The sequence below is a fragment of the Dactylosporangium sp. CA-152071 genome, from assembly GCF_050936335.1.
Taxonomy (GTDB): domain Bacteria; phylum Actinomycetota; class Actinomycetes; order Mycobacteriales; family Micromonosporaceae; genus Dactylosporangium; species Dactylosporangium maewongense.
Genome location: NZ_JBNJMZ010000001.1, coordinates 1527031 through 1550444 on the forward strand (window position 1 = coordinate 1527031; position 23414 = coordinate 1550444).

Annotated in this window: 25 protein-coding genes; 14 read left to right on the forward strand and 11 right to left on the reverse strand. The window is 70.8% G+C overall.

What is annotated here, in order from left to right:
* Positions 1-55 precede the first annotated feature (55 nt).
* Complete coding sequence (locus ACQEVZ_RS06450; protein ID WP_433362594.1) at positions 56-523, forward strand: response regulator; 468 nt, start codon at positions 56-58, stop codon at positions 521-523.
* Between the two features lie 6 nt (positions 524-529).
* Here ACQEVZ_RS06450 and ACQEVZ_RS06455 read toward each other — a convergent pair whose 3' ends face one another.
* Complete coding sequence (locus ACQEVZ_RS06455) at positions 530-919, reverse strand: STAS domain-containing protein (protein ID WP_433362597.1); 390 nt, start codon at positions 917-919, stop codon at positions 530-532.
* Positions 920-1556: 637 nt separating this feature from the next.
* On the opposite strand from ACQEVZ_RS06455, the gene ACQEVZ_RS06460 reads away from it, so the two are divergent.
* Complete coding sequence (locus ACQEVZ_RS06460; RefSeq protein WP_433362600.1) at positions 1557-1808, forward strand: SpoIIE family protein phosphatase; 252 nt, start codon at positions 1557-1559, stop codon at positions 1806-1808.
* On the forward strand, positions 1778-2170 hold the full coding sequence (locus ACQEVZ_RS06465; RefSeq protein ID WP_433376649.1) for a PP2C family protein-serine/threonine phosphatase: 393 nt from the start codon (positions 1778-1780) through the stop codon (positions 2168-2170). Before ACQEVZ_RS06460 ends, ACQEVZ_RS06465 begins: the two co-directional genes overlap by 31 nt.
* Here ACQEVZ_RS06465 and ACQEVZ_RS06470 read toward each other — a convergent pair.
* Positions 2082-2831: a DUF2795 domain-containing protein gene (locus ACQEVZ_RS06470; RefSeq protein WP_433362603.1), complete on the reverse strand. Its 750-nt coding sequence runs from the start codon at positions 2829-2831 to the stop codon at positions 2082-2084. The two genes, ACQEVZ_RS06465 and ACQEVZ_RS06470, sit on opposite strands and share 89 nt — an antisense overlap.
* Positions 2832-3125: 294 nt before the next feature.
* Between ACQEVZ_RS06470 and ACQEVZ_RS06475 the strand changes: the two genes are divergently transcribed.
* Positions 3126-3314 carry a hypothetical protein gene (locus ACQEVZ_RS06475; protein WP_433362606.1) on the forward strand — a complete coding sequence of 63 codons (189 nt, stop codon included), beginning with the start codon at positions 3126-3128 and terminating at the stop codon, positions 3312-3314.
* Positions 3315-4416: 1102 nt separating this feature from the next.
* On the forward strand, positions 4417-4665 hold the full coding sequence (locus ACQEVZ_RS06480) for a hypothetical protein (RefSeq protein WP_433362608.1): 249 nt from the start codon (positions 4417-4419) through the stop codon (positions 4663-4665).
* 383 nt (positions 4666-5048) lie between these two features.
* Here ACQEVZ_RS06480 and ACQEVZ_RS06485 read toward each other — a convergent pair whose 3' ends face one another.
* On the reverse strand, positions 5049-5543 hold the full coding sequence (locus ACQEVZ_RS06485; RefSeq protein WP_433362611.1) for a GyrI-like domain-containing protein: 495 nt from the start codon (positions 5541-5543) through the stop codon (positions 5049-5051).
* Between the two features lie 320 nt (positions 5544-5863).
* On the opposite strand from ACQEVZ_RS06485, the gene ACQEVZ_RS06490 reads away from it, so the two are divergent.
* The gene (locus ACQEVZ_RS06490) at positions 5864-6676 is read left to right on the forward strand and encodes a phytanoyl-CoA dioxygenase family protein (protein WP_433362614.1); all 813 of its coding nucleotides are present in this window, start codon (positions 5864-5866) and stop codon (positions 6674-6676) included.
* 62 nt (positions 6677-6738) lie between these two features.
* Positions 6739-7569: a TrmH family RNA methyltransferase gene (locus tag ACQEVZ_RS06495; protein ID WP_433362617.1), complete on the forward strand. Its 831-nt coding sequence runs from the start codon at positions 6739-6741 to the stop codon at positions 7567-7569.
* Between the two features lie 329 nt (positions 7570-7898).
* On the opposite strand, the gene ACQEVZ_RS06500 is transcribed toward ACQEVZ_RS06495, so the two are convergent.
* Complete coding sequence (locus ACQEVZ_RS06500; RefSeq protein WP_344513522.1) at positions 7899-8252, reverse strand: hypothetical protein; 354 nt, start codon at positions 8250-8252, stop codon at positions 7899-7901.
* A 558-nt stretch (positions 8253-8810) separates the two neighbouring features.
* Between ACQEVZ_RS06500 and ACQEVZ_RS06505 the strand changes: the two genes are divergently transcribed.
* The 3 genes from ACQEVZ_RS06505 (at position 8811) to ACQEVZ_RS06515 (ending at position 14639) form a co-directional block, all read left to right on the forward strand.
* A complete protein-coding gene (locus tag ACQEVZ_RS06505) occupies positions 8811-10694 on the forward strand; it encodes a sensor histidine kinase (protein ID WP_433362621.1) in 1884 nt (627 codons plus the stop codon).
* Positions 10695-11470: 776 nt separating this feature from the next.
* Positions 11471-13549 (forward strand): CHASE3 domain-containing protein, encoded by a 2079-nt coding sequence (locus ACQEVZ_RS06510; protein WP_433362624.1) that lies wholly within the window; start codon positions 11471-11473, stop codon positions 13547-13549.
* A gap of 325 nt (positions 13550-13874) precedes the next feature.
* Positions 13875-14639, forward strand: coding sequence for an alpha/beta fold hydrolase (locus ACQEVZ_RS06515; protein ID WP_433362627.1), 765 nt, complete (start codon positions 13875-13877; stop codon positions 14637-14639).
* A 14-nt stretch (positions 14640-14653) separates the two neighbouring features.
* Here ACQEVZ_RS06515 and ACQEVZ_RS06520 read toward each other — a convergent pair whose 3' ends face one another.
* The 4 genes from ACQEVZ_RS06520 to ACQEVZ_RS06535 form a co-directional block, all read right to left on the reverse strand.
* On the reverse strand, positions 14654-14932 hold the full coding sequence (locus tag ACQEVZ_RS06520; RefSeq protein WP_433362630.1) for a hypothetical protein: 279 nt from the start codon (positions 14930-14932) through the stop codon (positions 14654-14656).
* Positions 14929-16053, reverse strand: coding sequence for an ARPP-2 domain-containing protein (locus tag ACQEVZ_RS06525; RefSeq protein ID WP_433362633.1), 1125 nt, complete (start codon positions 16051-16053; stop codon positions 14929-14931). The genes ACQEVZ_RS06520 and ACQEVZ_RS06525 overlap by 4 nt, the downstream gene beginning before the upstream one ends.
* Entirely contained in the window at positions 16050-17468 is a 1419-nt protein-coding gene (locus ACQEVZ_RS06530) for a hypothetical protein (RefSeq protein ID WP_433362636.1), read from the reverse strand. The genes ACQEVZ_RS06525 and ACQEVZ_RS06530 overlap by 4 nt, the downstream gene beginning before the upstream one ends.
* 192 nt (positions 17469-17660) lie before the next feature.
* Positions 17661-17831, reverse strand: a complete 171-nt coding sequence (locus ACQEVZ_RS06535) for a hypothetical protein (protein WP_433362639.1) — start codon at positions 17829-17831, stop codon at positions 17661-17663.
* 56 nt (positions 17832-17887) lie between these two features.
* On the opposite strand from ACQEVZ_RS06535, the gene ACQEVZ_RS06540 reads away from it, so the two are divergent.
* Entirely contained in the window at positions 17888-18445 is a 558-nt protein-coding gene (locus ACQEVZ_RS06540) for a hypothetical protein (protein WP_433362642.1), read from the forward strand.
* Positions 18442-19446, forward strand: coding sequence for a TrmH family RNA methyltransferase (locus ACQEVZ_RS06545; protein WP_433362645.1), 1005 nt, complete (start codon positions 18442-18444; stop codon positions 19444-19446). Before ACQEVZ_RS06540 ends, ACQEVZ_RS06545 begins: the two co-directional genes overlap by 4 nt.
* 144 nt (positions 19447-19590) lie before the next feature.
* Here the strand turns inward: ACQEVZ_RS06545 and ACQEVZ_RS06550 are convergent, their stop codons facing one another.
* Both ACQEVZ_RS06550 and ACQEVZ_RS06555 read right to left on the reverse strand, forming a co-directional pair.
* Positions 19591-19920 (reverse strand): hypothetical protein, encoded by a 330-nt coding sequence (locus ACQEVZ_RS06550; protein WP_433362648.1) that lies wholly within the window; start codon positions 19918-19920, stop codon positions 19591-19593.
* On the reverse strand, positions 19917-20039 hold the full coding sequence (locus ACQEVZ_RS06555) for a hypothetical protein (RefSeq protein WP_433362651.1): 123 nt from the start codon (positions 20037-20039) through the stop codon (positions 19917-19919). The genes ACQEVZ_RS06550 and ACQEVZ_RS06555 overlap by 4 nt, the downstream gene beginning before the upstream one ends.
* 91 nt (positions 20040-20130) lie before the next feature.
* Between ACQEVZ_RS06555 and ACQEVZ_RS06560 the strand changes: the two genes are divergently transcribed.
* Positions 20131-21450 carry a hypothetical protein gene (locus ACQEVZ_RS06560; RefSeq protein WP_433362654.1) on the forward strand — a complete coding sequence of 440 codons (1320 nt, stop codon included), beginning with the start codon at positions 20131-20133 and terminating at the stop codon, positions 21448-21450.
* 681 nt (positions 21451-22131) lie between these two features.
* Here the strand turns inward: ACQEVZ_RS06560 and ACQEVZ_RS06565 are convergent.
* Positions 22132-22437 carry a PadR family transcriptional regulator gene (locus tag ACQEVZ_RS06565; protein ID WP_433362657.1) on the reverse strand — a complete coding sequence of 102 codons (306 nt, stop codon included), beginning with the start codon at positions 22435-22437 and terminating at the stop codon, positions 22132-22134.
* A gap of 127 nt (positions 22438-22564) precedes the next feature.
* Between ACQEVZ_RS06565 and ACQEVZ_RS06570 the strand changes: the two genes are divergently transcribed.
* Complete coding sequence (locus ACQEVZ_RS06570; RefSeq protein WP_433362660.1) at positions 22565-23359, forward strand: COG4705 family protein; 795 nt, start codon at positions 22565-22567, stop codon at positions 23357-23359.
* Positions 23360-23414: the final 55 nt, after the last annotated feature.

The following is a 23414-nucleotide window of genomic DNA, read 5'->3' on the forward strand; positions in this document are numbered from 1 at the left end:
CATCGTTCAACGCGCAGACGGCGCGCACGCGGCATGCTCGATGAAGGGACCACCCGTGACCCCGGCTCAGACACCCACCGGTCAGGCGCTCACCGCGCAGATCCTGCTCGTCGAGGACGACCCCGGTGACGAGCTCATGGCCCGCGAGGCGTTCGGCGACGACGCCCAGGACAGCCAGCTGCACGTCGCCCGCGACGGCGAACAAGCCCTCGACTTCCTGTACCGGCGCGGCGACTACACCGACGCGCCCCGCCCGGACTTCATCCTGCTCGACCTCAACCTGCCCCGCGTCGACGGCCGCGAGGTCCTGCGCACCATCAAGGCCGACGCGACCGTGGCCAGCATTCCCGTCGTCGTGCTCACCACGTCCAGCGCGATCGAGGACGTCGTCGCCTGCTACGACACCCACGGCAACGCCTACGTCACCAAACCCGCCGATTATCAGGAGTTCGTCGCCATCGTGCGCCAGATCAACCAGTTCTGGCTCGGCACCGTCCGCCTTCCCGGTACCACCGCGCCCTGAGCGCGCTCAGGACCCGGAATTGGCTTCGCCGTTCGGGGCGGAAGCGATGTCGAGGACGGTGTCCAGCGCGGTCAGCGCGAACATGCGATTGAGGACATGACCCGGACTGCAGATCGTGAAGCGGCGGCCGTCGCGCTGCGCGGCCTTGTGCGCGCGGACCAGAACGGCGAGCCCGGACGAGTCACAGAACCCGACCCCGCCCAGATCCACCCGCACCACGTTGGCACCGGCATCGAATGCCTCCCGCACCGCCGTGATGAACGCCGCCGCGGTGTAGAAGTCGAGGCTACCGACGACCGTCAACACCACGGCGCCTGCCTCGCCAGGCGTGGCGGAGGTAATCGCGAGGCGTGGCCCGCTGTCCGGCGAGGGCGCGGGCTGTTGATCAGGGCCCATGCACGCTCCGTTGATCCGCAGTAGGCGGCCAGCCTAACCCGGCGTGATCCGTCCCGCAGGTCGAACACAACGACAGCCATCACCGCGACGGCACAGCACCGCGATCGAGGAATCCGAAGTGGCGACGCCGACCCGCGCGCGGCGACAGGCCCGGCGAGAGGTCACTCAGCCTGGGGCACGCACGCCGCGAGGTGGGCGAGGACCTGTATGCCAGCCGGGCGTACAGACCCGAACACCCGTGCCGGTCAGGCCACGGCCATCAGCAGTACGCGCTCGCACCTGCCTGACGTGTGAACACCCGCTCGATTGGACAACGACTGACCGGCGACACCGACAACACCTGATGCGAAGGAGCCGACCGTACTCGGCGTACAGGCAACTGGCCGCGAACCGCATCTGGGGCAGCACCAGCACTCCGGCGGGCAGCAGATCGCGTTGCAGCGCGTTGATGAGCTCACAGGCCTGCTCGTGGCGGCGTTCCGCCTCGGCCGCCTGCTGCTGGGCGGCCTGCCGTTCGCGTACCCCGCCCGGTGGCGGCGGTCAGAACGACCGTAACCCGGTAACCTTCCCCCGATGACGACGTCACGTACGGCTGCGAGCTGTTCGGTCACCTCGTCGGTACGCGCTCAACGACCCGTTGCTGTTCTTCGCCATCTTCGACACGGCAGGGCACGAGCTACGCGCCGGCCTCGGCACCACGGTGGTGATGTCGGCAATCCGGGCCGCCCGGCGGGCCGGTGCCGGATTGGACGCCATGGCTCGGGCCGCCGACCAGGCGCTCGAAGAGCACCTGGCCGGACTGCGGTCACCACAGCGGTCCTCGCCGAGCTCGACCTCGCCAGTGGGTGTCAGCGCTATATCAACGCCGGCCATCCGCAGCCGTTACTGATCCGGCACGGCAAAGTGGTCCGCAGCCTTGTGAGTGGCCGTCGGATGCCCCTGGGGCTCGACGACTCGCAGGTCGAGATCGCCGAGGAGATGCTCGAGCGGGGTGACCGGCCGCTGCTCTTCACCGACGGCATCACCGAAGCCAGGGACCGCACCGGCGAGCTGTTCGGCACCGAACGGCTCATCGACCTGGTACAACGCACCGCCGGCCAGGTGCCGGCGCCTGAAGCGCTGCGCCGGCTCTGTCATGCCGCTCTGTCACAGGCTGAATCGTTCATCCCTCGCCCGTGCGCTCACGCCAGTCGCGCATCGCGTCGCGGATCTTGTCGAACACCGCGGTCGGCGGGCCGACCATCAGATTGACGACCGCGGACTCCCCGGCCGCCGGATGCGGGCGTGTCGGCACGACCGCCTCGGCCGCCTCGAACGCGGTCGCCATCCGGCGCAGCCGGTCAATGTCGGCGCGCTGACGCAGCTGCGAGAACTCTTGTTGCTCCTCCTCCATGGCATGGGTCACCACCGACTCGGCCAGAACGCGCAGGTGCTGGTCGAACTCGGGATGATCGATACCTAGGTCGTAGAGGTCAGCGAGCGCCCGCTTGGCCTCGGACTCCTCCTGAAGCCGTTCGCCGACCACCTTCTTGCCGTTGGGAATCAGGTCACGCGCCGCCGGATGTACGACCACTTCCTCGGCGTTCTCGTGCACAGCCAGCATCCTGACCAGATCGTGGAACAGCTCCTCCTTCTGCTTCCCCTGAGCGGAGCTGACGCGCGTGAACATCTGCTTGATCTCGGTGTGCCTGGCGAGCAGGATCTCCACGATGTCGCGCGCCTTCGACGGTTCGCTGATCGCCTGGGTGACATCGTTCGGTGAGGCGAACCGCTCGCGGGAAAGGTCCCGGAGGGTCCGCATGACATTTTCGTTGGCACCGTGGTCGCGAGCCTGCTCGACGAGGTGCTGTTTGTCCGTCGGGTAGTCCACGTCGCCGAGATAGCGCTGGACCTCGATCGCGCTAGCAGTCATGGTCTTCCGTTACCCACCGCGGCGTGGTCCAAGCCCGGGCCACGCCGCGGAGTCGGCTCTCACCGGGATCGGATGAATCCGCGTCTGCGCAGCTCAACAGGAGAGTGCCCGGACCGCAATCATCCCGTCCGTACGCACAGGGAGTGGCGATGTCGACCGACGCGATCGTGATGCTCAACGACGACCACAGGCACGTCAAGCGGCTGTTCAAGGAGTTCCGGGCCGCGCAAGACGGTGCTGCGGAGCGCAGGTCGAAGATCGCCCAGGAGATCCTCGAGGTACTGACCGAAGGACGTGCTGGAGTCGTACGAGCAACATCACGTCGCCGATGTGCTGTGCTTGGAGCTGTTCACCATGAACCCCGACGACGAGCACTTCGACGCGAAGGTCACCATGCTCATCGAGAACGTCACCCACCACGTCCAGGAGGAAGAGGACGAGTGGCTCCCGACGGTCCGTGAGGGCGCCGATGACACCCACTGAGCCCGCCGCCCTCAAGAAGGCGCTCGACGCCGTCTGCGTCTGAGCGTCGCGTCGTCTGCCACCAGGACCAGCCGACGAGTCCGGTCGGTCCTTGCTGTGCAGGAACCGTCGGTCGGTGGACTCATCGGTGTCTTTGCGACCGTTTCTCCGGCAAGCGCGTCGCCGGATCACTGGTCGCCGACATCGAAGTCCCGCACCGCCGATGGAAAGCCTTTCATTGCACCCGACAAGAGTGCGCTCGGAAGTGGCGGGAGCGTGTCGCCGGCACTGGCGCCCGGCTGCTACGGTCAGACCGATCGGCCGCATTCCTCCAGCCACGTCAACGGTTCGATCAATGTTGTCGCCCGCACCGTGTGCTCCGGGCTCGGGGCGCACGTCGACGTGACGCTCTACCGCAGCCGGTGGTATGGGTGGGAGCAGCGCGGCTACGGCTCGACGAACGGCTACCAACGCAGTCGCACCCGACCGCGGTCGATGTCCGCCTCTTCCAAGGCGCGCTCGACGACAACGGAGTGCCGACATCCGAACCGCACGCAATTGCGTGCCCGGACGAACTGTCGTCGCCTGCCGTCCCGGAAACGGAGTGCCGTCTGAAAAACGATCAGGACGGGGCGCTGGTTCGCCTCACGAATAGTTCGGCACTCCCGGTGATCGTGCTTTGTGCTGAGTGGTACGTTCCGGTTTCCAGCCGTCCAGCCAGTGCCCGCGACAATGCGGTGGTGAGCGCCAGCTGGGGATTCCGCACCACGGAGGAGTAATAACGAGGGGGTGACCTGGCGTGCAGTGGTCCGAGGACGTCGCAGCGGCGCGGTGGATCGTCGAGAGACTGCATCCGTTCGCCCAGGATGTCGGCAGCCTGGTTCCCGAGGCGTTCGCGGCATACGCGCGGATCCGCCATCCGGACGCCGGTACACTCGACCGGCCGCAACTGGACGCGCTCCTCGAGGTGCTCCCGCGGCACGCACCCGAACCGGGATCGTGTTGGTTTGCCATCTGGGACGGGTACGCCTGGCTGCATGGGCCTCCCGCGATGACCGCGCTGACCAGCGACGGCAGTGCTGATCCACCGGCGTGGCTCACCCCTCCACCGGCGAGGATCCAGATGCCATCTCGTTCCTTCGCGCTGTACCGCGGCGGGCTCGACGCCGCGCGGGCACTGTGGGATCTGTCGTGGGAGCAGAGTCCCAACCTGTGGTGGCCCGACGACCACTCCTGGTGCGTCGCCACCGAGATCGACCTCACGTCGACCTATCTGGGTGGCCCGGCCGCACTCGTGCGCGAACTGCTGGACGACCGCCGGATCAACGCGCAGCCGGCCCGCCCGGGCGACCCGATCGGTGCCGGCGCGTAGCCAGGTCAGGCATAGCACGGACCGTCGGGCGCCGCGACGATGTCGTGTACTGCTGTGCACATTCCTGTTGGTCGGCGTCACTGCCCTGGTGCCCGCGCACTACGGATGCCTCACCCCTCGCCAGGAAGAGGACTCCTACCACCGGCACACCGCCGTGCCGATAGGTCACGCCTGTCGAGGCCCCCATCGTGTCGGGGTTCAGAACCACGCAACGACCCAGCCACCACGGCGTGGCCCTCGGCGCAACCCGCCGCACCCCAATCCGAGCCGCCAGCGCCGGCGTCGTCACCGTCGCCCGCTGTAACCTCACTCCCGCCAGCCACGGCTGCGACCGTGACGGGTCCCCACCCACACCCGGCTGCGGCTGGATGCCCGCCAGGTCGCTACGCCGGTTCGACGGGCAGCCAGAGCTCACGGGCTGCGGTGCTGAAGCCGTTCGTAGGCTCGAGCACCGCGACGATCTCCGGACCTGGCCGCAGTCGCCACGGGTTGGAGGGGAACCACTCGGCTGCGGCCGTGGCCCAGGTCTTCTGCAGGGTCTGCGGATACGGTCCCGCGTCCCGGATGACAACCCATCTGCCGGCCGGGACCTCGATGATGTCGAGGCCGCCGGGGACCGGCGTATCCGGGGACACGGCGACCCCGTGAAGGTAGGTCAGCTCACTGCCCTCGGTGTAGTCGGGGTCGAGATCGTCGCTGACCGCGAGCAGGCCGCTCGGCTCAGCGTTGCCGAGGGCCTTCAAGCGCAGGTGCTCCTCTGTCGGCAGTGCGGTGATGTGCTGCTGGATATGCGGGTTGACGCCTTGGTGGATCAGCGGCACACGGGCGGCGTGCCCCACGAGCCGGAACGCGGGATGGTCGACGATGCGGGTGTCCATGTGTTCGTTCCCTTCGACGGTCAGGCGGAACTTGAATTGTGGTTGTGCGAAGGGGTCTCCGTCGCGGCGCACATCACCAGGGCCAGCGCCGATGACCGCCCGGAATGCCCGCCCGAACGCCTCGGTCGACGTCGGCGAGTCGGTTGAGCGCCGAGATCATCAAGCCTCCTTCTGGCATCAACCTTGGTCGAAGGCACACCGGTCACGCCCGATCGCTGTGGTCCGATCCGATCGTGCGCCTTCGCTGTTGCGGCACATCCGATAAAAGCGGTGCGGAAAGTGTCGGGTGATCGGGACCGATGTCGCCGCACGATGGGGGCGTGGATGACACAACCTTGGTATCCCGCTTTCTTCGCGACGGCTTCGTGAAGGTGAAGGGCGCCGTCGCGCCGCGTGTGGCTGCGGACTGCGCGCGGCTGCTATGGCGCGAGACGGGCTGCGAACCGGACGATCCGGCAACGTGGACGCAGCCCGTGCACTGGGTATCCGGCATGGCGCAGGGGCCGTTCGCCGCCGCACCCAACTCCCCGTTCCTCCATCACGCGTACGACCTGCTCGTCGGCGCGGGACGCTGGGAGCCGCGCTATTCACTGGGCACGTTCCCGCTGCGCTTCCCGCACGAAATGGAGCCGGACGACGCGGGCTGGCACATCGAGGGGAGCTATCTGCCGGAGGGCGAGAGCTGGTACTTCACAAATGTGCGCTCACGGGGCCGGGCGCTGCTGATGCTGTTCCTGTTCAGCGAGGTCGGCGAGGAGGACGCCCCGACCCGGATCAGGGTCGGGTCACACCTCGACGTACCGAAGGTGCTGGAGAAGTACGGGGAGGACGGAGCGAGCGGGCTGGCCATTGCGCCCGATCTGGTGGCGGCGTCCGACCACCGGCCACTCGTCCTCGCCACCGGGTCCCCAGGCGACGTCTTCCTGTGCCATCCATTCCTGGTACACGCGGCGCAACCGCACCATGGGGTGCGGCCGCGCTTCATGGCCCAGCCAGCGCTGATGCCGGCTGCACCGTACGAACTGGAGCGGACCGACGGCGCGTACTCACCCGTAGAGATCGCGATCCGTCGCGGCCTCGGACACGACACCCCCGGTCTGGACGGGGACGGCACCAACTGCAGAGCCGGGTAGACATGGCAGGCGCAGCAGGCACCAGGCAGGGCATGGGTGGGCGACGAGCGACGGAGGCGGGGTTGGCGATGGGTCTGCGGGTGAGTGGCCGCAATGCGCGGTTCCAGCAATGGCAGGCTCTCCTCGGCAATCGGACCAAGCGGCAGCGTCGCGGCGAGTTCCTCGTGCAGGGCGTACGCCCGATCACCATGGCCATCGAACACGGCTGGCAGATCCGAGAGCTGCTCTACGACACCAGCGCTCAGCTGTCCCGCTGGGCACGCAAGGCCCTGGACACGGTCCGGGCCGAGAAGATCGCCGTCTCCCCTGAACTGATGCAGGAACTAGGCGAAAAGGTAGACACAGTTCCAGAGCTGCTGGCTGTGGCCGCGATGCCGGAGGACGACCTGCGCCGTATCCCGGTCGGGCCGACCATGCTCACCGTCGTGTTCGATCGGCCCACCAGCCCCGGCAATATCGGGACCCTCGTTCGGTCCGCGGACGCCTTCGGCGCCTCCGGTGTCATCATCACCGGGCACGCCGCCGACGTATACGACCCGAAGGCCGTCCGGGCGAGCACCGGCTCGCTGTTCGCCTTGCCCGTGGTCCAGATGCCCTCACACCAGGCCGTTCTGTCCTGGGTGACTGACGTCCGCGCCGACGGCATCGGCATGAGCATCGTGGGAACCGATGAGCGCGGCGCCCTGGCCGCCGCCGAGTACGACTTCACGCAAGCCACGCTGACGTTGGTCGGTAACGAGACCACCGGCCTCAGCTCCGGCTGGCGTGCGGCCTGCGACCAGTTCGTCCGGATTCCGATGTTCGGGTCCGCCAGCTCCCTGAACGCGGCGACCGCCGCGACGGTCGTGCTGTACGAATCGGCACGCCAGCGAACCGCTGCTGCCCGGCGGTAGCGCACTGATCGCCGGCGGCCTCCGGCGGCTATCCTGCTGCTCGACGACGTCGACATCGGCAACCGCCGGCTTTGTGGTCGGCACCGTCAGCCGTCACCTCGCTGGCCCCGGTCGCGCTCGGCGGCGGCGCATACGCCATCCAGACCGTCAACGGCCACTACCTCACCGCCGTGACTCCGGCGGCCGCGTCACCGACACGATCCACTCCGACGCCACCCGCATCGGCGATTGGGAACGGTTCCGCTTCACCTGCGGCATCTGAGGTTCCCTACCGTCCGGCGTACCCGCGGCACCGGGTGTGCCAGCCGGGCCCGTCGCGCGCTGAGTCGTCAGGACGGCGAACCCGGCCCGCCGCGGCGGTGAGTCTCCCAGTTGATCTGGGCGGTGCGCCGCTGCATCGCCTCGAGGTCGAACCGCGGGTCGCCCTCGAGGTCGAAGACGACCTTCAGCGTGGCGGGGTCGTACTTCACCCGCACCACCTCCGCCTCGACCGGCTTGCGTTCGGCGATGTAGAACGCTTGCCGGACGTGCGCCTGGAACGGTGCGCGGTCGTGCGGCCGGACCTCCAGCGCGAAGTCGTAGCGGGGCTTCTCGTTCGAGCTGAACCTGGAGTGTTCCTTGGCGGACAGCACCAGCGCCTGCGCGGCGAGCCCGTTCTTGCGGACCTTGCGGTTGTCGAACATGCCTGCACTGTATTGATCACCGTTTCCCGGCGGTCGATTCCGGCGTGTCGGTGTTGCGACTCGCGAAACCGTGAAGGCTCGCTGTGAGCGATCACGGGACCGGTTGATTCCGCCGGGGGGATCGGCCCTGAAGCGGCCCTGACGTGCGGACCCGCCGAGGCGCTCGATGTCGGACCCATCCGTCGGTGCGGACCTCCATGTCCTGTGGGCCTCGGAAGTGGGACGTGGCCATGTCCTCGGCGGACATCTGCGGGTGAACGGCGAAGACGGGGCCGTTGAAGCGGGTGCGCCTGGCGCCGTACGACTTCAGGCCCACCACCGGCTACTCCAACATGGTGTGGAGCGTTCCGACGACCGCGAAGAAGGCCAGGATCGCGACCGGCAGGCCCGGTGATGCGCCGCATCCGAGGTGAATTTTGGGGTGATTCGCTGCGCCCGGGCCGCCAGGAGTCCGGCGTTCGATGCCTGCCGCCCTAGCATCGATTGGTTGCCTCTGCTCGACCGGCTCCGCCTGCCCAGCCATGCCGGAACCGATGTGTTCGACAAGAGGGTCGATTGATGCACGGACGCCTAGCGTCATGGCTGGTGCGGGTCAGCCAGCCGTCAGCCGCCGTAGGGATCGTAGTCGGCGCGGGGTTCACCGTCGTGGAGACCCTGCTGGTCGTCCCGTTGCGGCAGGTTGCTCCGATGGAGGCCCTGGCTCTCGTCTACCTGCCTGGTGTCCTCGTCGTCTCCACGGTGTGGGGCCTGTGGGCGGGTGTGGCGACGTCGATCGTCAGCGCGCTCGCGTTCGACTACTTCCACACCCCGCCGATCGGGCGTTTCCAGACCGGGGACTGGCGGGACTGGCTCGGGCTTTCGGTGTACCTCATGGTCGCCACGGTCTCCGGTTCGCTGGCGCAGCTGGCCCGCGCGCGGGCGCTCGAGTCCATCGAACGGAAACGGGACGCCGACGCGGTCGCCGAGATGACCCGGCTCATCCTCGGCGCCGACGATGTGCGCGCTGTACTTCCGGAAGCCTCCGATCGGATCGCGTACGCCATGCGGCTGCCGTATGCGGCGATCGAGCCTGACCCGGTACCGCGGCGCGAGGGCCAGATCCAGCTGCCGTTGGACCCGGGCGCGCTCGTCGTCCCCGGAGACGTCCCGGACCGTGTCCTGCGGCGTCTGCGGGACGGGGTGGTGCCCGGGCTGGCGACCGTGCTGCGGGCCGGTCGATCCTTGCAGGCGAGCCGGGCCGGGCAGCAGGCGCTCCTCACCCAGCAGGCGGCGTTACGCCGGGTGGCAGTGCTGGTGGCCAACGGCGTCGCCTTCGCCGAGATCGTCGCAGCGGTCGCCACCGAGGCGGCCGACCTGTTCGACGCGGACGCCACGCGGGTCTGGCGCTGGGACGGTCCCAGGACGGTGACCGGCGTCGCCGAGTACAACAGAGCGCCAGGATCCCAGTCGATGCTGGGCAAACAGGTTGACTTCGCCGGTGGCGTCGCGGAGCTGGTGCTGCACGGCTCCCGTCCGACCCGCATCGACTCGTATGAGGGCCGCAGCGGCCCGCTGGCCGAGCTCGCCCACGCGGAGGGCATGCACGCCTCGGTCGGCGCGCCGATCGTCGTCGAGGGCCGGGTCTGGGGCGTCGTCATCGCCCTATGGCGGCGGGCCGGCCCGCCGCCGCTCGGCATCGAGCATGAGCTTGCGAAGTTCACCGAGCTCGTCGCGACCGCGATCGCCAACACCGAGAGCCGGGCGGAGCTCACCGCGTCGCGGGCCCGGCTCGTCCACGCCGCGGACGAGGCACGCCGCGGCATCGAACGCGAACTGCACGACACAGTCCAGCAGCGGCTCATCTCACTCGGGCTGGAGCTGCGCTTCGCCGAGGCCATGATCCCCAAGGAGTTCGGCGAGGTACGGTCCCGGTTGGCGGACACCTCCGCAGGGCTGTCCGCCGCCTTCGACAACCTTCAGCGGATCGTCCGCGGTATCCATCCGGCGCTGCTCTCCCAGGGCGGACTGGTCCCCGCGGTCAAGGCGCTCGCCCGCCGCAGCGCGGTCCCGGTGGCGGTGCACGGCGGGCTGAACCATCGCCTGCCCGGCAACGTCGAGGTCGCCGCCTACCACGTGATCTCGGAGGCGCTCGCCAACTCGGCCAACCACGCCGACGTCTCGGAGGTCTCCGTGAAGATCGACGTCATCGCCGACGAGCCGGCGATGGACGAATCAGCGCCCGGCGAGATCCTCACCGTGACCGTCCACGACGACGGCACCGCCCGCGCGGACCCGAACCAGGACTCCGGCCTGGCCGGCCTACGCGACCGCGTCGAGGCGCTCGGCGGCACATTGACACTGACCAGCCCGACCGGCTCCGGCACGTCCGTCAACGTGAAGCTACCCATGGGCGGCCAAGGCCGGCAGGGTGTGGAGGCCGACCAGTCAAGTGGTGGAATGTGACGGAGCAGGGCGCAGCGACATGGCCGCCGAAGCTGCTGGTGGCCTTGAACCCGGCCGCGGCGACGCCCGCCCTGCACGGCGGTGACGGTACGCAGGACCACGGACTGCTGACCGGCCTCCTGGGCGCTACCGGTTCGTAGCGTTCAGCGCCACAATGACCGTAAACTGCGACATCGGCCAGCCCGCAACGGCTCAGGGACGCGAGGTCATGGCAGACACTGGCGCATACGGCGAAGCCGATCTTCTCATCGCCGATGACGAGATGCGGGTGTGGATCTGTCCGGTCATCGCCCTGGGAGAGACGCTGCTCGTGTCCCTGATGGGTCGAAGGTGCCGACCCGCTCAGCTTGACAACCCCGGCAGCCAGGCCGACCGTCGCATTGGCCGCCCGGCTGCCGGGGGAACGCTGGACGGAATGTCGAAGCACCGCCAACGGCGGCGGCACCGCCGACACAGCAATGATTCGGTACGCGACGTTTCAACGCCCGTCACGCGAATCCATCACCCAAGTCCGGGTGGACGTGCGATTCAAAGGAGCCAGCGTCACTCGCACAATGACGCTCCACAGCTCAGACCCGCATCCTCGATAGCTGCAGCATGCCGTGTCCGCTGGCAACGGACCTGCACGTTGGCCGATCCGGCCAGGCGGCCATACCAGTTCCCGGCATCCCGCCACCAGGCCCGTAGCGACGTCAATCGCCTCGGTACGGCGCTAAAAAGCAGCATTTGCGGCAGTACGCTTGATCCGAGCAGGACTGTCTTAGCTCGACCATGCGATGTCATCGCCTCCCAGCTGGCGCACTACCCGTCTCCGGCGGCGGTGTGCTGGATGGAGATCTGCGGTGAAGGTACACGGGTGGGGTTTCGGGCATCGGCCGTCCTGGTCGGGACTCCTCGGCGCCGGGCTCACCCGCCAGGTGGTCGTGCTGTGCACGGTGTTCGCGGTGGCGTTGAGCGCGATCCTGGCCGTGATGCTGACCGCGGTGGCGAAGCTGGATCAGGAGGTTCGATCGGCACGCAGCTCGCAGGCCGCGCTCATCAGCGCTGGGCAGCTGCAGTCCTCCGTGCTCGCGGTGGCGAGCGCTGAACGCGGCTACATCATCACCCACGATCCACGGTTCATGCAGTCGTGGGAACAGGCTCGTACGGCGATCCCGCAACAGACCACCCAACTCGCCGGCTCCGTCCTGGGAGATCCGCGGCAGCAGGCCCGCGTCCAGCTCCTCAACCAGGAGATCACCGCGTACATGAGTGATGAGTCCGCACCGGTGGTGGTCGGGGTCCACCCCGGCGGCCCAGCGTCTGACCCGGTCCATCTGGTCGACAGCCAGCAGCGTCTCGATGAGATCCATGCCGGATTCGCGCAGTTCCACGCCATCGAGTTGCGGGCCGCGGCCCGACAGGCGGCCGGCGCCGACGTTGCCACCGTGTGGGCACGGGCCGTGGCCGGCGCCGGCCTGGCCGGCTCCGTGCTTGTCATGCTGATGTTCGCAACGCTCGTGAACCGCGGGATCGTTCGACCGGTGCGCGCGGCGGCCGGGATGGCCGATCAATTGGCCGGCGGCGCCCTGTCCACCCGGATGCCTGAAGACGGTCCGCACGAGATCGGCAGCCTGCAACGTTCGTTCAACACCATGGCCACGTCGTTGGAAAGCCACCGTGACGACCTCAACCGGTTTGTGGCCGAGCAGCGCGCCCTGCGGCGGATCGCGACCCTGGTGGCCCGCGCATCGCCGCCGCAGACCGTGTTCAGCGCGGTCACCGACGAGGTCAGAGAACTCCTGGGAGCCGACCTGACGATGCTGTTGCGGTACGAGCTGGACGGTGCGGCGACCGTCGTCGCGGCGTGCAGCCCGCATGACATACCCGTGGCGGTCGGCACCCGCACGATCCTGCCACCGCACGGAGCAGCCGTGCATGTCTACGCCGAACAGCGGCCATGCTGGACCCGCGTCGGCGAGGGAACCTGCGTCGCCGACCCGTTCCTGTCCCAGTACGGGATCAAGGTTTCCGTGGGCGCGCCCATCGTGGTCCAGGGCAACCTGTGGGGGGTGCTGATCGTCATGGCCTCAAGCGACGAACAGCTGAGTCCGGACGACGCCCCGCGGACCGCCGCGTTCACCGATCTCGCCGGCCTGGCCGTCGCGAACCTCCAGGCCCGCGCCGACCTGGCTGCCGCGAGCGTCCGCATCGTCGAAGCCAGCGACCAGGCCCGCCGCAAGGTCGAACGCGACCTGCATGACGGCACCCAACAACGGCTCCTCGCGCTTCTCCTGGGCTTGCGCCAGCTCCAGGCCCGGACAACCGCCGAGCCACCGGGGCTGGCCGACGAGCTCGCGACGATCAACGCCGACCTGGCCGGCACCCTCGACGAGCTCCGGGAACTCTCCCACGGCATCCACCCGGCGATCCTGACCGAACGTGGCCTCGAGTCCGCACTCAAGACCCTGACGCGCCGCTCACCAGTGCCTGCCGAACTGCACATCCACCTACCGTCCCGACTCCCGCCCAACATCGAGACCGGTGCGTATTACATCATCGCCGAAGCGTTCACCAACACCGCCAAACACGCGAACGCCTCATACGTGTGCGTCACCGTCACGGCCGACGCACACACCCTGCGGCTGCGCATCGAAGACGACGGCGTCGGCGGAGCAGACCCGAGCGCCGGCTCCGGCATCCGCGGCCTCGACGACCGGGTGACCGCCCTCGGTGGCAGCAGCCGGCTCACCAGTCCACCCGGCCAGGGCACGACGCTGCGGTTCACCATCCCGCTCGAACTGACAACCGTCGACAACCCCACCCAGACTCGCCGACCGCCTCCCAGGACCGCACCCGGCGCGAACGACGAGTGACCGGACATCGATCTGGGTCTCTGCTGAAACCACGCCCGAGCCGCAGCTGAGCCAGCACGCCTACCACCAGCTCAACCAGGTCTGCCTGCACCTGGAGCACTCGGTCAACCACATCAACCGGCTCCTGTCCGCCGACCTCGCCGCCGTCCGCCGCCACGACCAGCGCCACCGCGCCCAGCTGCACGAGCTCACCACCCGCATCGAGGCGACCCGGCAGCGCGCCGACCGGCTGCAGTCGTGCGCCCGCGAGGCCGAGGCGCTGCCCGCCACGCTGCCCAGGCAGCGCACCCGCTGCGCAGGTCCGCACCCTGCCTATGCTGGCACCATGTTCTCCAACGCGGACCTGCCGCTGTACTACGAATGGCACGGCGAGCCCCGCGCGGACCGCCGGCCGCTGCTGCTCATCCACGGCGGCGGGTCCACGATCGAGTCGAACTGGGGCCGGCTCATCCCGCTGCTGCGCGACTCCCGCCGCCTGCTCGCCGTCGAGCTGCAGGGGCACGGCCGGACCGGGGCGGGCGAGGGGCCTGCGTCGTTCGAGGGTTCCGCCGACGGCGTCGCCGCGCTGCTGGCGGAGCTGGGCGTGGGGCCGGTCGACGTGCTCGGCTTCAGCAACGGCGGCCAGGTCGCGATGCAGCTCGCCGCGCGCCACCCGGCGGCGGCCGGCCGCCTCGTCGTGGCGTCGGCGCCGTTCCGCCGCGACGGCATGATCGACGGCTTCTGGGAGGGCATGGCCGGTGCGACGTTCGAGCACCTGCCGCAGGTGTACCGCGACGCCGACCTCGCGGTCAGCGGCGACCCGGCCCACGCCGAGCGGATGTTCGAACTGGACCACGAGCTGATGCTCACCGGATTCACCGACTGGCCCGACGCCCTGCCCGCCGCGATCGCCGCGCCGACCCTGGTCGTCGTCGCCGACCGGGACGTGGTGCGGGTCGAGCACGCCGCGCGCCTGGCCGCCCTGATCCCCGGCGCCCGCCTGCTGGTCGTCCCCGGCAACCACGGCGACTACCTGGGCGAGCTGGCCGCGGCGAGCGACCCGGGTCCGCTGTGCCGCACGCTGCCCTTCATCGAGGACTTCCTGGCCTGACGCGCCGCTGGCACCTACTCCCCCGCGACGGCGGTGTCGAAGCGGTCTGCCAGCTCGAGAAACGCGTCCCCCCAGCCGCTGGAGATCGCGACCTCCTGGATGGGACCGGTCGGCGCGAAGAGGATCGACAGCCCCACGGGTGTACCGCCGGCCAGGACCGCGGCCATCGCATTGTCGAGCTCCTCGACGGCGGCCGCCGAGTCCACAAAGGACGACCAGGTGAAGTCGTTGCCGGGCCGGGCCAGCAGCGCCCGCGCCGCCTCGAGCACCCGCACCAGCTCGACACGGCTCACGACGCCTGCCCGGCGCGGCAGGCGTCGAGGATGTCCGGGCGCAGCAGGTGGCCGAAGCCGGCCCGGTCCAGCCGCTGCACCAGGCCCGGCCGGTCGGTGCCCAGCGCGGCGGCGGTCGCGTCCAGGTCCCATCCGGTGGCGGCGAGCCGGGACAGCAGGTGGCCGCGGCGGGTCTGTGCCGCGGACAGCCGGAACGTCTTGAGGTATGCGACGGTGCCGTGTTCGTCGGTGATGACCTCGCCGATGTGGTTGTCCAGTGCCGGGTCGAACGGTGGCAGGAACCGCGACAGCGTGAAGCGGCCCATGCGGTACACCGGCCGCGTCGTCCCGGCCGTCACCGTGAACATGGTGTCGTCGTGGAACGCCGACCACTGCGCCGCGACCCGGGACAGCTCGGCCTGCAGATCGTCCACAGTGGACACCGCGGTAGCGTCGAGCGGCTGGTGGAAGTCCGGCACGGCCGGGAAGAGGTGCGCGTACTGGTACAGCAGCTCACCGTAGAAGTCACGCAGAAGCGTCGGGTGCAGGGCGCGGTAGTCGGCCGGGTGCGGCACGGCGAAGACCGCGGCGATCGCGTCAGCGAGGTACAGCACCACGCCGCACTGCGTGGGGTGGATCTCGAAGACGCGCAGGGCGTCATCGAGGCCGGTGATCGAGGCGCCGCAGTAGGCCTCCTCGACCCGCGGCGACAGGCCGTGCGTGACGGCCCGGTGGGTCCACTCCTGCCAGGCGATCGGCGGCCCGCCGAACTGCAGGTCCAGGAAGCCTTCCAGCGCCAGGTGCAGCGGCAGAAAGCGCAGGCGGCGGCGGTCCTCGCGGCGGGCGAGCCGGCGCCGGAACCGCAGCCCGATCGCCCGCGGCAGGCCCGGCTCCCGCGGGTCGATCAGCTGAGTGCCGTACGCGGCGGCGGGTGAGCCGTCGGACGTCCAGGTCGCGACGAACGCGTGCGGCACGTACGCGACGTAGGCCTCCCGCGGCGACAGCTCCACCACGGACAGTTCGTCCTCGTCGTGCAGCCGGGCGTGCAGCCGCAGGTCGGTGACCGGCTCGTCGCGCAGCAGCGGTACGAGCCGCACCGCGCCCCACGTCTGGGCGGGGCCGGCCCGCAGACCGGCGATCATCGCAGGAATCCTTCCACCAGATCGTCCAGGTACGCGCGCAGCTGCGCGAAGGTCGCCGTCCCGGTGGAGAACCGGGCCAGCTCGACCAGGGCCGCGGCGTCCTCCGCGTCGCGGACCCCGACCGTCGCGACCGTCGGCGCGAGGCGGCGCACGTCGAACGCCTCGCCGTCGTACACCGGGTTGAGGTGCACGATCGACGTGTGCCCGGCCGGGTCGAGGCGCTCCCGCCACACCCGCAGCACCTCCGCGGCCTGCCCGGGCGGCGCGTTGTCCCAGCCGTCGGAGACCACGACGAGCCGGTCGGGGCGCAGCCGCAGCCCGTCGAGGAGCCGCTGGCCCAGCGGTGTCGCCCCGATCGGGTGCACCAGCAGCGGGTCGCCGGTGTGCGCGAGCCAGACCGTGTGGTGCCGCGTGGCGAGCGCCTCCAGCAGGTAGTGCATGGCCAGGGCGACCGCGAGGGGCCGGCGCCGCTTCACGCCGGAGCCGGCGGCGGAGTAGCTGTCGTCCAGCACACCGACGACGGTGCCCCAGGTGCCGGCCCGGCGTCCGGCCGCGCGCCGGGCGGCCGAGCGCAGCGCCGCGGTCAGCTCGTCGCGACGGCGGGCACGCTCCGGCCGCGGCAGGGACAGCACGTAGACGGCGAGGCGGGTCAGCGGGGTCCAGTGGAGGTCGACCTCGACCCGTACGGGGGTCTTGCGACCGGCCCGGGTGGCGGTGTCCTGCAGCCGTAGCCGCTCCAGCCCGGTCAGCTGCGAGCCGGCGCGCTGCAGCAGCCGGGCCCGGTCGATGCGGTGCATGGCGGCGAAGCCCTCCGCGACCGTGTACGGCAGGTCGAACACGGCACGCTGCTCGTAGTGCGCCCGCCGCCACGTCTCCAGGATCGGGGTGGCGTAGCGCTTGGGCCGCCGCCAGTCGAACAGCATCGTGCCGACCTCGTCGGGCAGCCGCACGTGCGTGTGCCGGACGGCGCCGGCCAGGTGGCGCCGGTACTTGACGGCGTCGAAGGCGATGTCGGGCCGGCCCGCGACCCAGTCCCGCACGATCGCTCGGGTCCGCCGGTTGTTGATGCCTTCCGCCCGCAGGGTGTGCAGGATGCGGTACACGCGCTGCGGCGGCAGCGTCCGCAGCCGCGCGGCGATCAGGGCGCCTTCCAGCTTCCATCGCGGCAGCGGTACCTCCTGCGCCGTGCGCAACAGGTTGAGCACGACGAGCCCGGCGTTGAAGTCGTTGACGTCCAGGGCGAGCGTGGCGGCGTACAGCTCACGGTAGTTGACGAGCACGTACTCGTGCAGGAACGCCAGCGACAGCCGCTGCTGCGCGGCGCCGGCGTGGAACTCCCGTTGCCCGGTGGACGTGACCGCGGCGTTGACGAACATGACGACGTCCTCGCACGCGACCCGCTCGGCCAGGTCCACGGCCCCTCCCCCACGTTGTCGAGGGCCGGTCGGGGAGTTCGCCGCGCGAACTGCGAAGCGGCGCTTCAGAGGCGGGTTCCGGAAGTCGCACAGACAGTCCCGCGACCGGCCCCGATCAGGATAACGTCACGTTCGCCCGGCCCGCGCGCCAGTTTCATCGCCGGCCGGGCCGGCCGCCGCGCTTCGTCGGAGTCAGCCGGCGGGGATCCACGGGTCACGGCACAGGCGGGGCGGCGCGGCGCTGCTGTGGCGCCAGTCGGGGTCGGCGAGTGCGGCGGTGTCGATGGCACCGTCGAGGATCTCGTCCTGGGAGGTGACGTGGTTGTACAGCGACTGTGCGCGGACCGGTGGCCTGGACGGCACGGAAAACCGGTGGTGTGCGGCGGGGCCGGCTGCTATCAAGGTCCCCGTGATCGCCCTTGAGCCGTAGCCTGCGCACCGACCCGTACCCGATCCGCGCCGCCCGGCGCGCCGGCGCTTCCGTGCCCGTGCGGGTGTGCCGGCCGCGACCGGGGTTCGTTCACCCGGCCGGCACCGACGACATCGTTCGGGTCCTGACCTTCTTCGGGCCGGCGGCCGCGTACGGGCTGCGCGGCGTCGAGTTGCGACAGCGCCCGGCAGCATCTGCCGGGCCGGCCGTCGCGGTGCTGCGGGTGCCCGGGGTGGTGCTGCTGTTCGAGCAGCCCGCGCCGCCGTGGGTACTGCCGGGCCGGCTCACCGATGCCGCCGCAGCGCGGCTGGAGCGTGCCGGTGCCCGGGTGGTGGCTGGTTCGGCCGGCACGCTGGTGGACTGGCCGTCGGAGGAGGCGCTGCGTGACTTCGTGCTCTTCGACGGGCTCATGCACGAGATCGGCCACCACCGGATCCAGCACGCGGCGCGCCGGCGGCACACCCGCGCGATGCGTACCGCCGACCATGAGCGCCGCGCGGACGCGTTCGCCGCGCGGGCACGGGCCGCCTGGGCGGCGCGGTGGTGAGCTCACGCGCCCGGCTGGTCGGCGACGGCGTGGAGAACCCCGCCAACGCACTGGCGCTCGCCGAGGCCGCGCGGATGTTCGCGGTGCCGTGCGTGTTCCGCGACAGCCGCGGCCTCGCCGGGCACGTCCCGGACCTGTCCACTGTCGACACTGAGGCGCTGCTCGGCGGCGCGGACCCGGTCGTGGCCGTGGACAACGCGACGGGAGCGGAGTCCGTGTACCGCGCCGGAACAGTCCACGGTAGAGCGTCCATCGTGGTCGGCAACGAGCGCCGTGGCATCCGCCCGGACGTCCTGCGCGCCGCCGCGAAGACGGTGCACATCCCGATGCCGGGCCGGGGCGTGAACACGCTCAACGTCGCCACCGCCGCGGCCGTGGCGCTGTACTACCTTCTCGACGCGGACGGCCGTCGCCGCCCCCGCGCCCCGCGGCCCGAGTCGCACCGTCCGGCGCTGCTGCTGGCCGCTCCGCGGGACCACGTGGAGGCCGGCAGCACGCTGCGTTCCGCGGCGGCGTTCGGATGGCAGAGCGTGACGCTCGACGACCGCGAGAAAGTGTGGTTCGGCACGCCGCGCCCGGTTCGCAACGAGGCCCGCGCCGCCGCGCGCAGCCACCGCAACCCGCTGCGGGTCGTGCCGGCCGGCGACGCCTGGTCCCCGCCACCCGGCGGCCGGGTCGTCGTGTGCGGACCTGACGTCGACGGACCGCCCCCGCACCGCACCGAGCTGACCGGCCCGGGCACCACGCTGGTCATCCCGGACGGTGACGGCTGGGAACCCGTGCCCGGTGCCGAGTTCGCCCGCGTCACCACGCCCGGCAACGTCGGCCGGTACCGACTCCTCACCGGCATAGTGCTCGCCGAGGCGGCCCGGCAGCTCGGCGCCCGCACCGGCGGGGTGCCCCGCCCGCCGCGGCGCGGCCTGTCGTTCGGCAGCGGCGTCGACCTGACCGTGCCGCCGGACGCCGACCTGGTGCAGCCGTGGGAGCTCACCCTGTACTGAGTGCGGCGGCGGCCACGAGGGTACGGAAATGGAAACGCTTCCACCGATCTGCGAGCTGATGAGCACCGCACTGGGCACCGACCTCATGCCCGGCACCGCAGCGGGCTGGACTCCCCTGGCAGACATCACCGAGACCGACGATGCCTACCCCGTCGAGATCGACCTCCCCGGCGTGCACCGCAAGGACCTGACCGTCGAAGCCACCGGCGAGTCCTGGACGGCGTGGCCGCGGATCTTGTCGAAGCGGGTCTCGCCGAGGCCGGGCAGCCCGCCGAGGTGCAGCCGCGCCCAGGCGCCCGGTGCGTAGGCCGCGGGCCGGGCTCCCGCCGGCGGGGCGGCCGGATACCAGAGCCACACCGACAACGTGCGATGGATGTCCGGCTGCGGTGCCAGCGGGTCGGTGCGGGACTCGTCGGTCCAGTCGAACATCGCCCGGCCGACCGGGTAGGCGCCGTCCGGTGCGGGCAACGTCACCGGCCGGGCGTGCCGGACGCCGCGTAGCCGACGTAACCGACGCCGACGCCGGTGATGGCGAGCAACGAAACCAGCACATATCGCAGCAGCCGGCGCGCGAAGGTCGAACGGGTCGCCATGACCGTGATAGTACACGGCGCGTAGTACGTAGCGTGTACTAAGGTTGGAGGTTCAGCGAGCCTTCAGGTCCCGGTCCATAGCGTGCCCGGCATGTGGCAGCTGGCGACACTACGACGGGAACGCCTGGTCGCGGGCGTGCTGGTTGGCTGGGCCGTGATGTGGTTCGTCGTGATGGCGGTCCACGGCGGCGGGTCGTGGCACTTCTTCGTCGACGGCGCGACCGCCCTCGCCGACCTCGACGACACGGCCGCCGGCGGCCTGCACCTCTATGCGGCCGCGCCCGTGCTGCAGATCGGCCCCGTCGCCTTGCTGGCTGCCCTACCGCTGCTCGCCGCCGGGCCGCCCGGAGCACTGTTCGCCGTGCAGGTCCTCGGCGCGGCCGCCGGCCTCGTCATCGTCCGGCAGATCCGGCAGGTCGCCGGCCGGATCCGGCCGAACCTCGACCGGCACGACATCAACCTACGGGTGGCCCTGGCCGCGCTGTACCTGCTGCCGGTCTGGATGTACCTGGCGGTCAGCTCCGCCCACCTCGACGACGTCCTCGCCCTGCTCGGCACGATCGCCGCCGCACAGGCCGCCTGCGCCCGCCGACCGGTCCTGACGGGCCTGCTGCTGGGCCTCGCCGTCGACGCGAAACCATGGGCGCTCGCCTTCGCGGCTCTGCTGCTGATCGCCGGCGACCGGCGCGGTCGGCGGCTCGGGCTGCTGACGCTGGCGGCGACTGTCACGGTGGCCTGGCTGCCGTTCCTGCTCGCCGACCCCGGCACGATGCGCGCCGTGCACTACACGATCCCCAACACGCAACTGTCCGCACTGCGGGTGTTCGGCGTGCACGACCCTCGGACCCCGTCGTGGGCCCGCCCGGCACAGCTGCTGCTGGGCCTCGCGCTCGGCGTCGTGGCGGTCCGCCGCGGCAGGTGGGCCGCAGTGCCGCTGCTGGCCGTGATGGCCCGCGTCGTGCTCGACCCCGGCACCAACCGCTACTACGTGGCGGGCATCGTCGTCGGTGCCGCACTGTGGGACGTCGCCGGCTCCCGCGCGGTGCTGCCGTGGTGGACGATCGGCGCCGGCGTCGGGCTGTTCACCAGCCGTTTCGTGCCGATGCCCGACCGGGCGCACGGATGGCTGACCGTCGCCTATTTCGCCGCCTGCTGCGGCCTCGTCCTCGCGCCCCGCGGCTGGACCGATCGTGCCGCCGCGGCCGGTGTACGGTGGGTGCCCCCGACCCTCCACGCTCACGCCGACCGCCTGCGGGCCGCGTTGACCGACGCCCTACGGCTGGAGGCCCTACCGGGCGTCGATGCGCAGCAGCGGGCCGAGATCGACGGCGGCGCCGGCACACACCCAGGCGAGCGTCAGCAGGGCCCCGCCGGCACCGACCGGCAGCAACTGCGGGCCGCCGGGCAGTGACGCGGTCCCGATCACCAGCCCGGCCGCCGTTGCCGTAGCCGCGAGCGTGCCCAGCCCGGCCATGATCGCCCGGGGCGACGCCGGCCGGCCGAGCACCGGTCCGAGCCGGGCCACCAGCCGGCAGGTCTGCGCCGCGGCCCAGGCGAGTGCCATGTACCAGCCGAGCAGCAACGCGGCCTTCAACCCTGCGGTCAGGGCCGGCGCGACGCGGACCACGCCGACGACGAGAGCGCCCACCAGCGCCGGCGGCAGCAGCCCGCGGACCCCGGCTCGGCACACCACCCCGCTGCCCGCCAGCGGCCACCTCGGCCGGGGCGCGACCAGCACGAGCCCGGCGAGCATGGCAAGGAGGCAACCGCTGGGCAGGTGAGCCCGGCCCGCGGATGCCAGCTGCGCGTCGTCGAGCTCGGCGGCCAGATGCAGCACATACCAGCCGACGGCGGCGACCGCGACGGCCAGCACCGACGCCCGGTGCCGTCGCTGGCTCCCCACTGTCGGCCGGCCACACCGCCGGATGCAGCCACATGCCCACGGCCGAGCAGGTGAGTCCCAGCCAGGCCCGTGGGCCGGCGGCGTGCACCTCCGCCTCGACGTCCTCGCCCCACCGCGCCCGGAACGCCGCCGGATACATGCCGACGAGCGCCCGCACGAGCCGTGTCCGCCCGCCGCCGGACACGGCACTCACGCCGCACCGGTGGCGAGCCGCCGCAGCCCCGCCGCGGCGACCTGGGCCATCGAACGCAGCTCCCGCTCCAAGACGGCGCGGCCCTCCGCGGTGATCCGGACCGGCCGCTTGCGCCCCTCCGCGTCCGACGGCTCCGGCTCGACGAACCGCTTCGCCTCCAGCCGGGCCAGGGCCCCATACAGGCTGCCGACGCCGAGCCGCTCGCCGGTGAGCTCGGCGATCGCGGTGTTGATCGCGTAACCGTGCTTGGGCCCGTCGGCGAGCGCACACAACACCAGCGTCTGAGCGTCCGCCGTCTGCATCACCCGATGCTACCCGCCGCGTAGTACGCGCCGTGTACCAGTACGCCCGGCCGTGGCGGCACGTCCGGGGGAACGCCGGCCACGACGTTCAGCGACCGTTCAGGTCCGAGGTGTGAGCCTGTGCCGTATGAATCAAGACACGAACGTGGACCGCGCCTGGATCCGGCCTGACCTGCGCGGAATGGCGAACAAGGTCCCCGAGGTCACGGTCTACTTCTGGATCATCAAGGTGCTCGCCACCACCGTCGGCGAGACCGCCGCGGACCTGCTCAACTTCAACCTCGGCATCGGGCTCGGCGCGACCACCGGCATCATGGCCGTGGCCCTCGCGATCGCCCTGGCGCTGCAGCTGCGCGCCGACCGCTACGTCCCGTGGCGGTACTGGCTGGTCGTCATCCTCGTCAGCGTCGCCGGCACGCTCGTCACCGACAACCTCACCGACAGTTTCGGCGTGTCCCTCATCGTCACCACCATCGTGTTCAGCGTCCTGCTCGCCGCGACGTTCGTCCTCTGGTACCGCAGCGAACGCACCCTCTCGATCCACTCCATCACCACGCGCCGCCGCGAATGGTTCTACTGGGCGGCGATCCTGTTCACGTTCGCGCTCGGCACCGCCGCCGGCGACCTGCTCGCGGAGCGGCTCAGCCTCGGTTACCTGCCGTCGGCCGGAATCTTCGCCGCGGTCATCGCGGTGATCGCGATCGGCTACCGGTTCGGCGTGCTCGGCGGCGTGTTCGCGTTCTGGGCGGCGTACGTGCTCACCCGGCCGCTCGGCGCGTCACTCGGCGACTGGCTGTCCCAGGCGCGCGCCGACAGCGGACTCGGCCTCGGTACCGTCGGACCCAGCGTCGCCTTCCTCGTGATCGTGATCGGGCTGGTGACGTACCTGACGACGTCACGGCGCGACGTCATCGAATCCTGAACTGACCTGCCCGCTTCGCCGGACCCACAGATCACCGCCGTTGAACCGGGTCCTT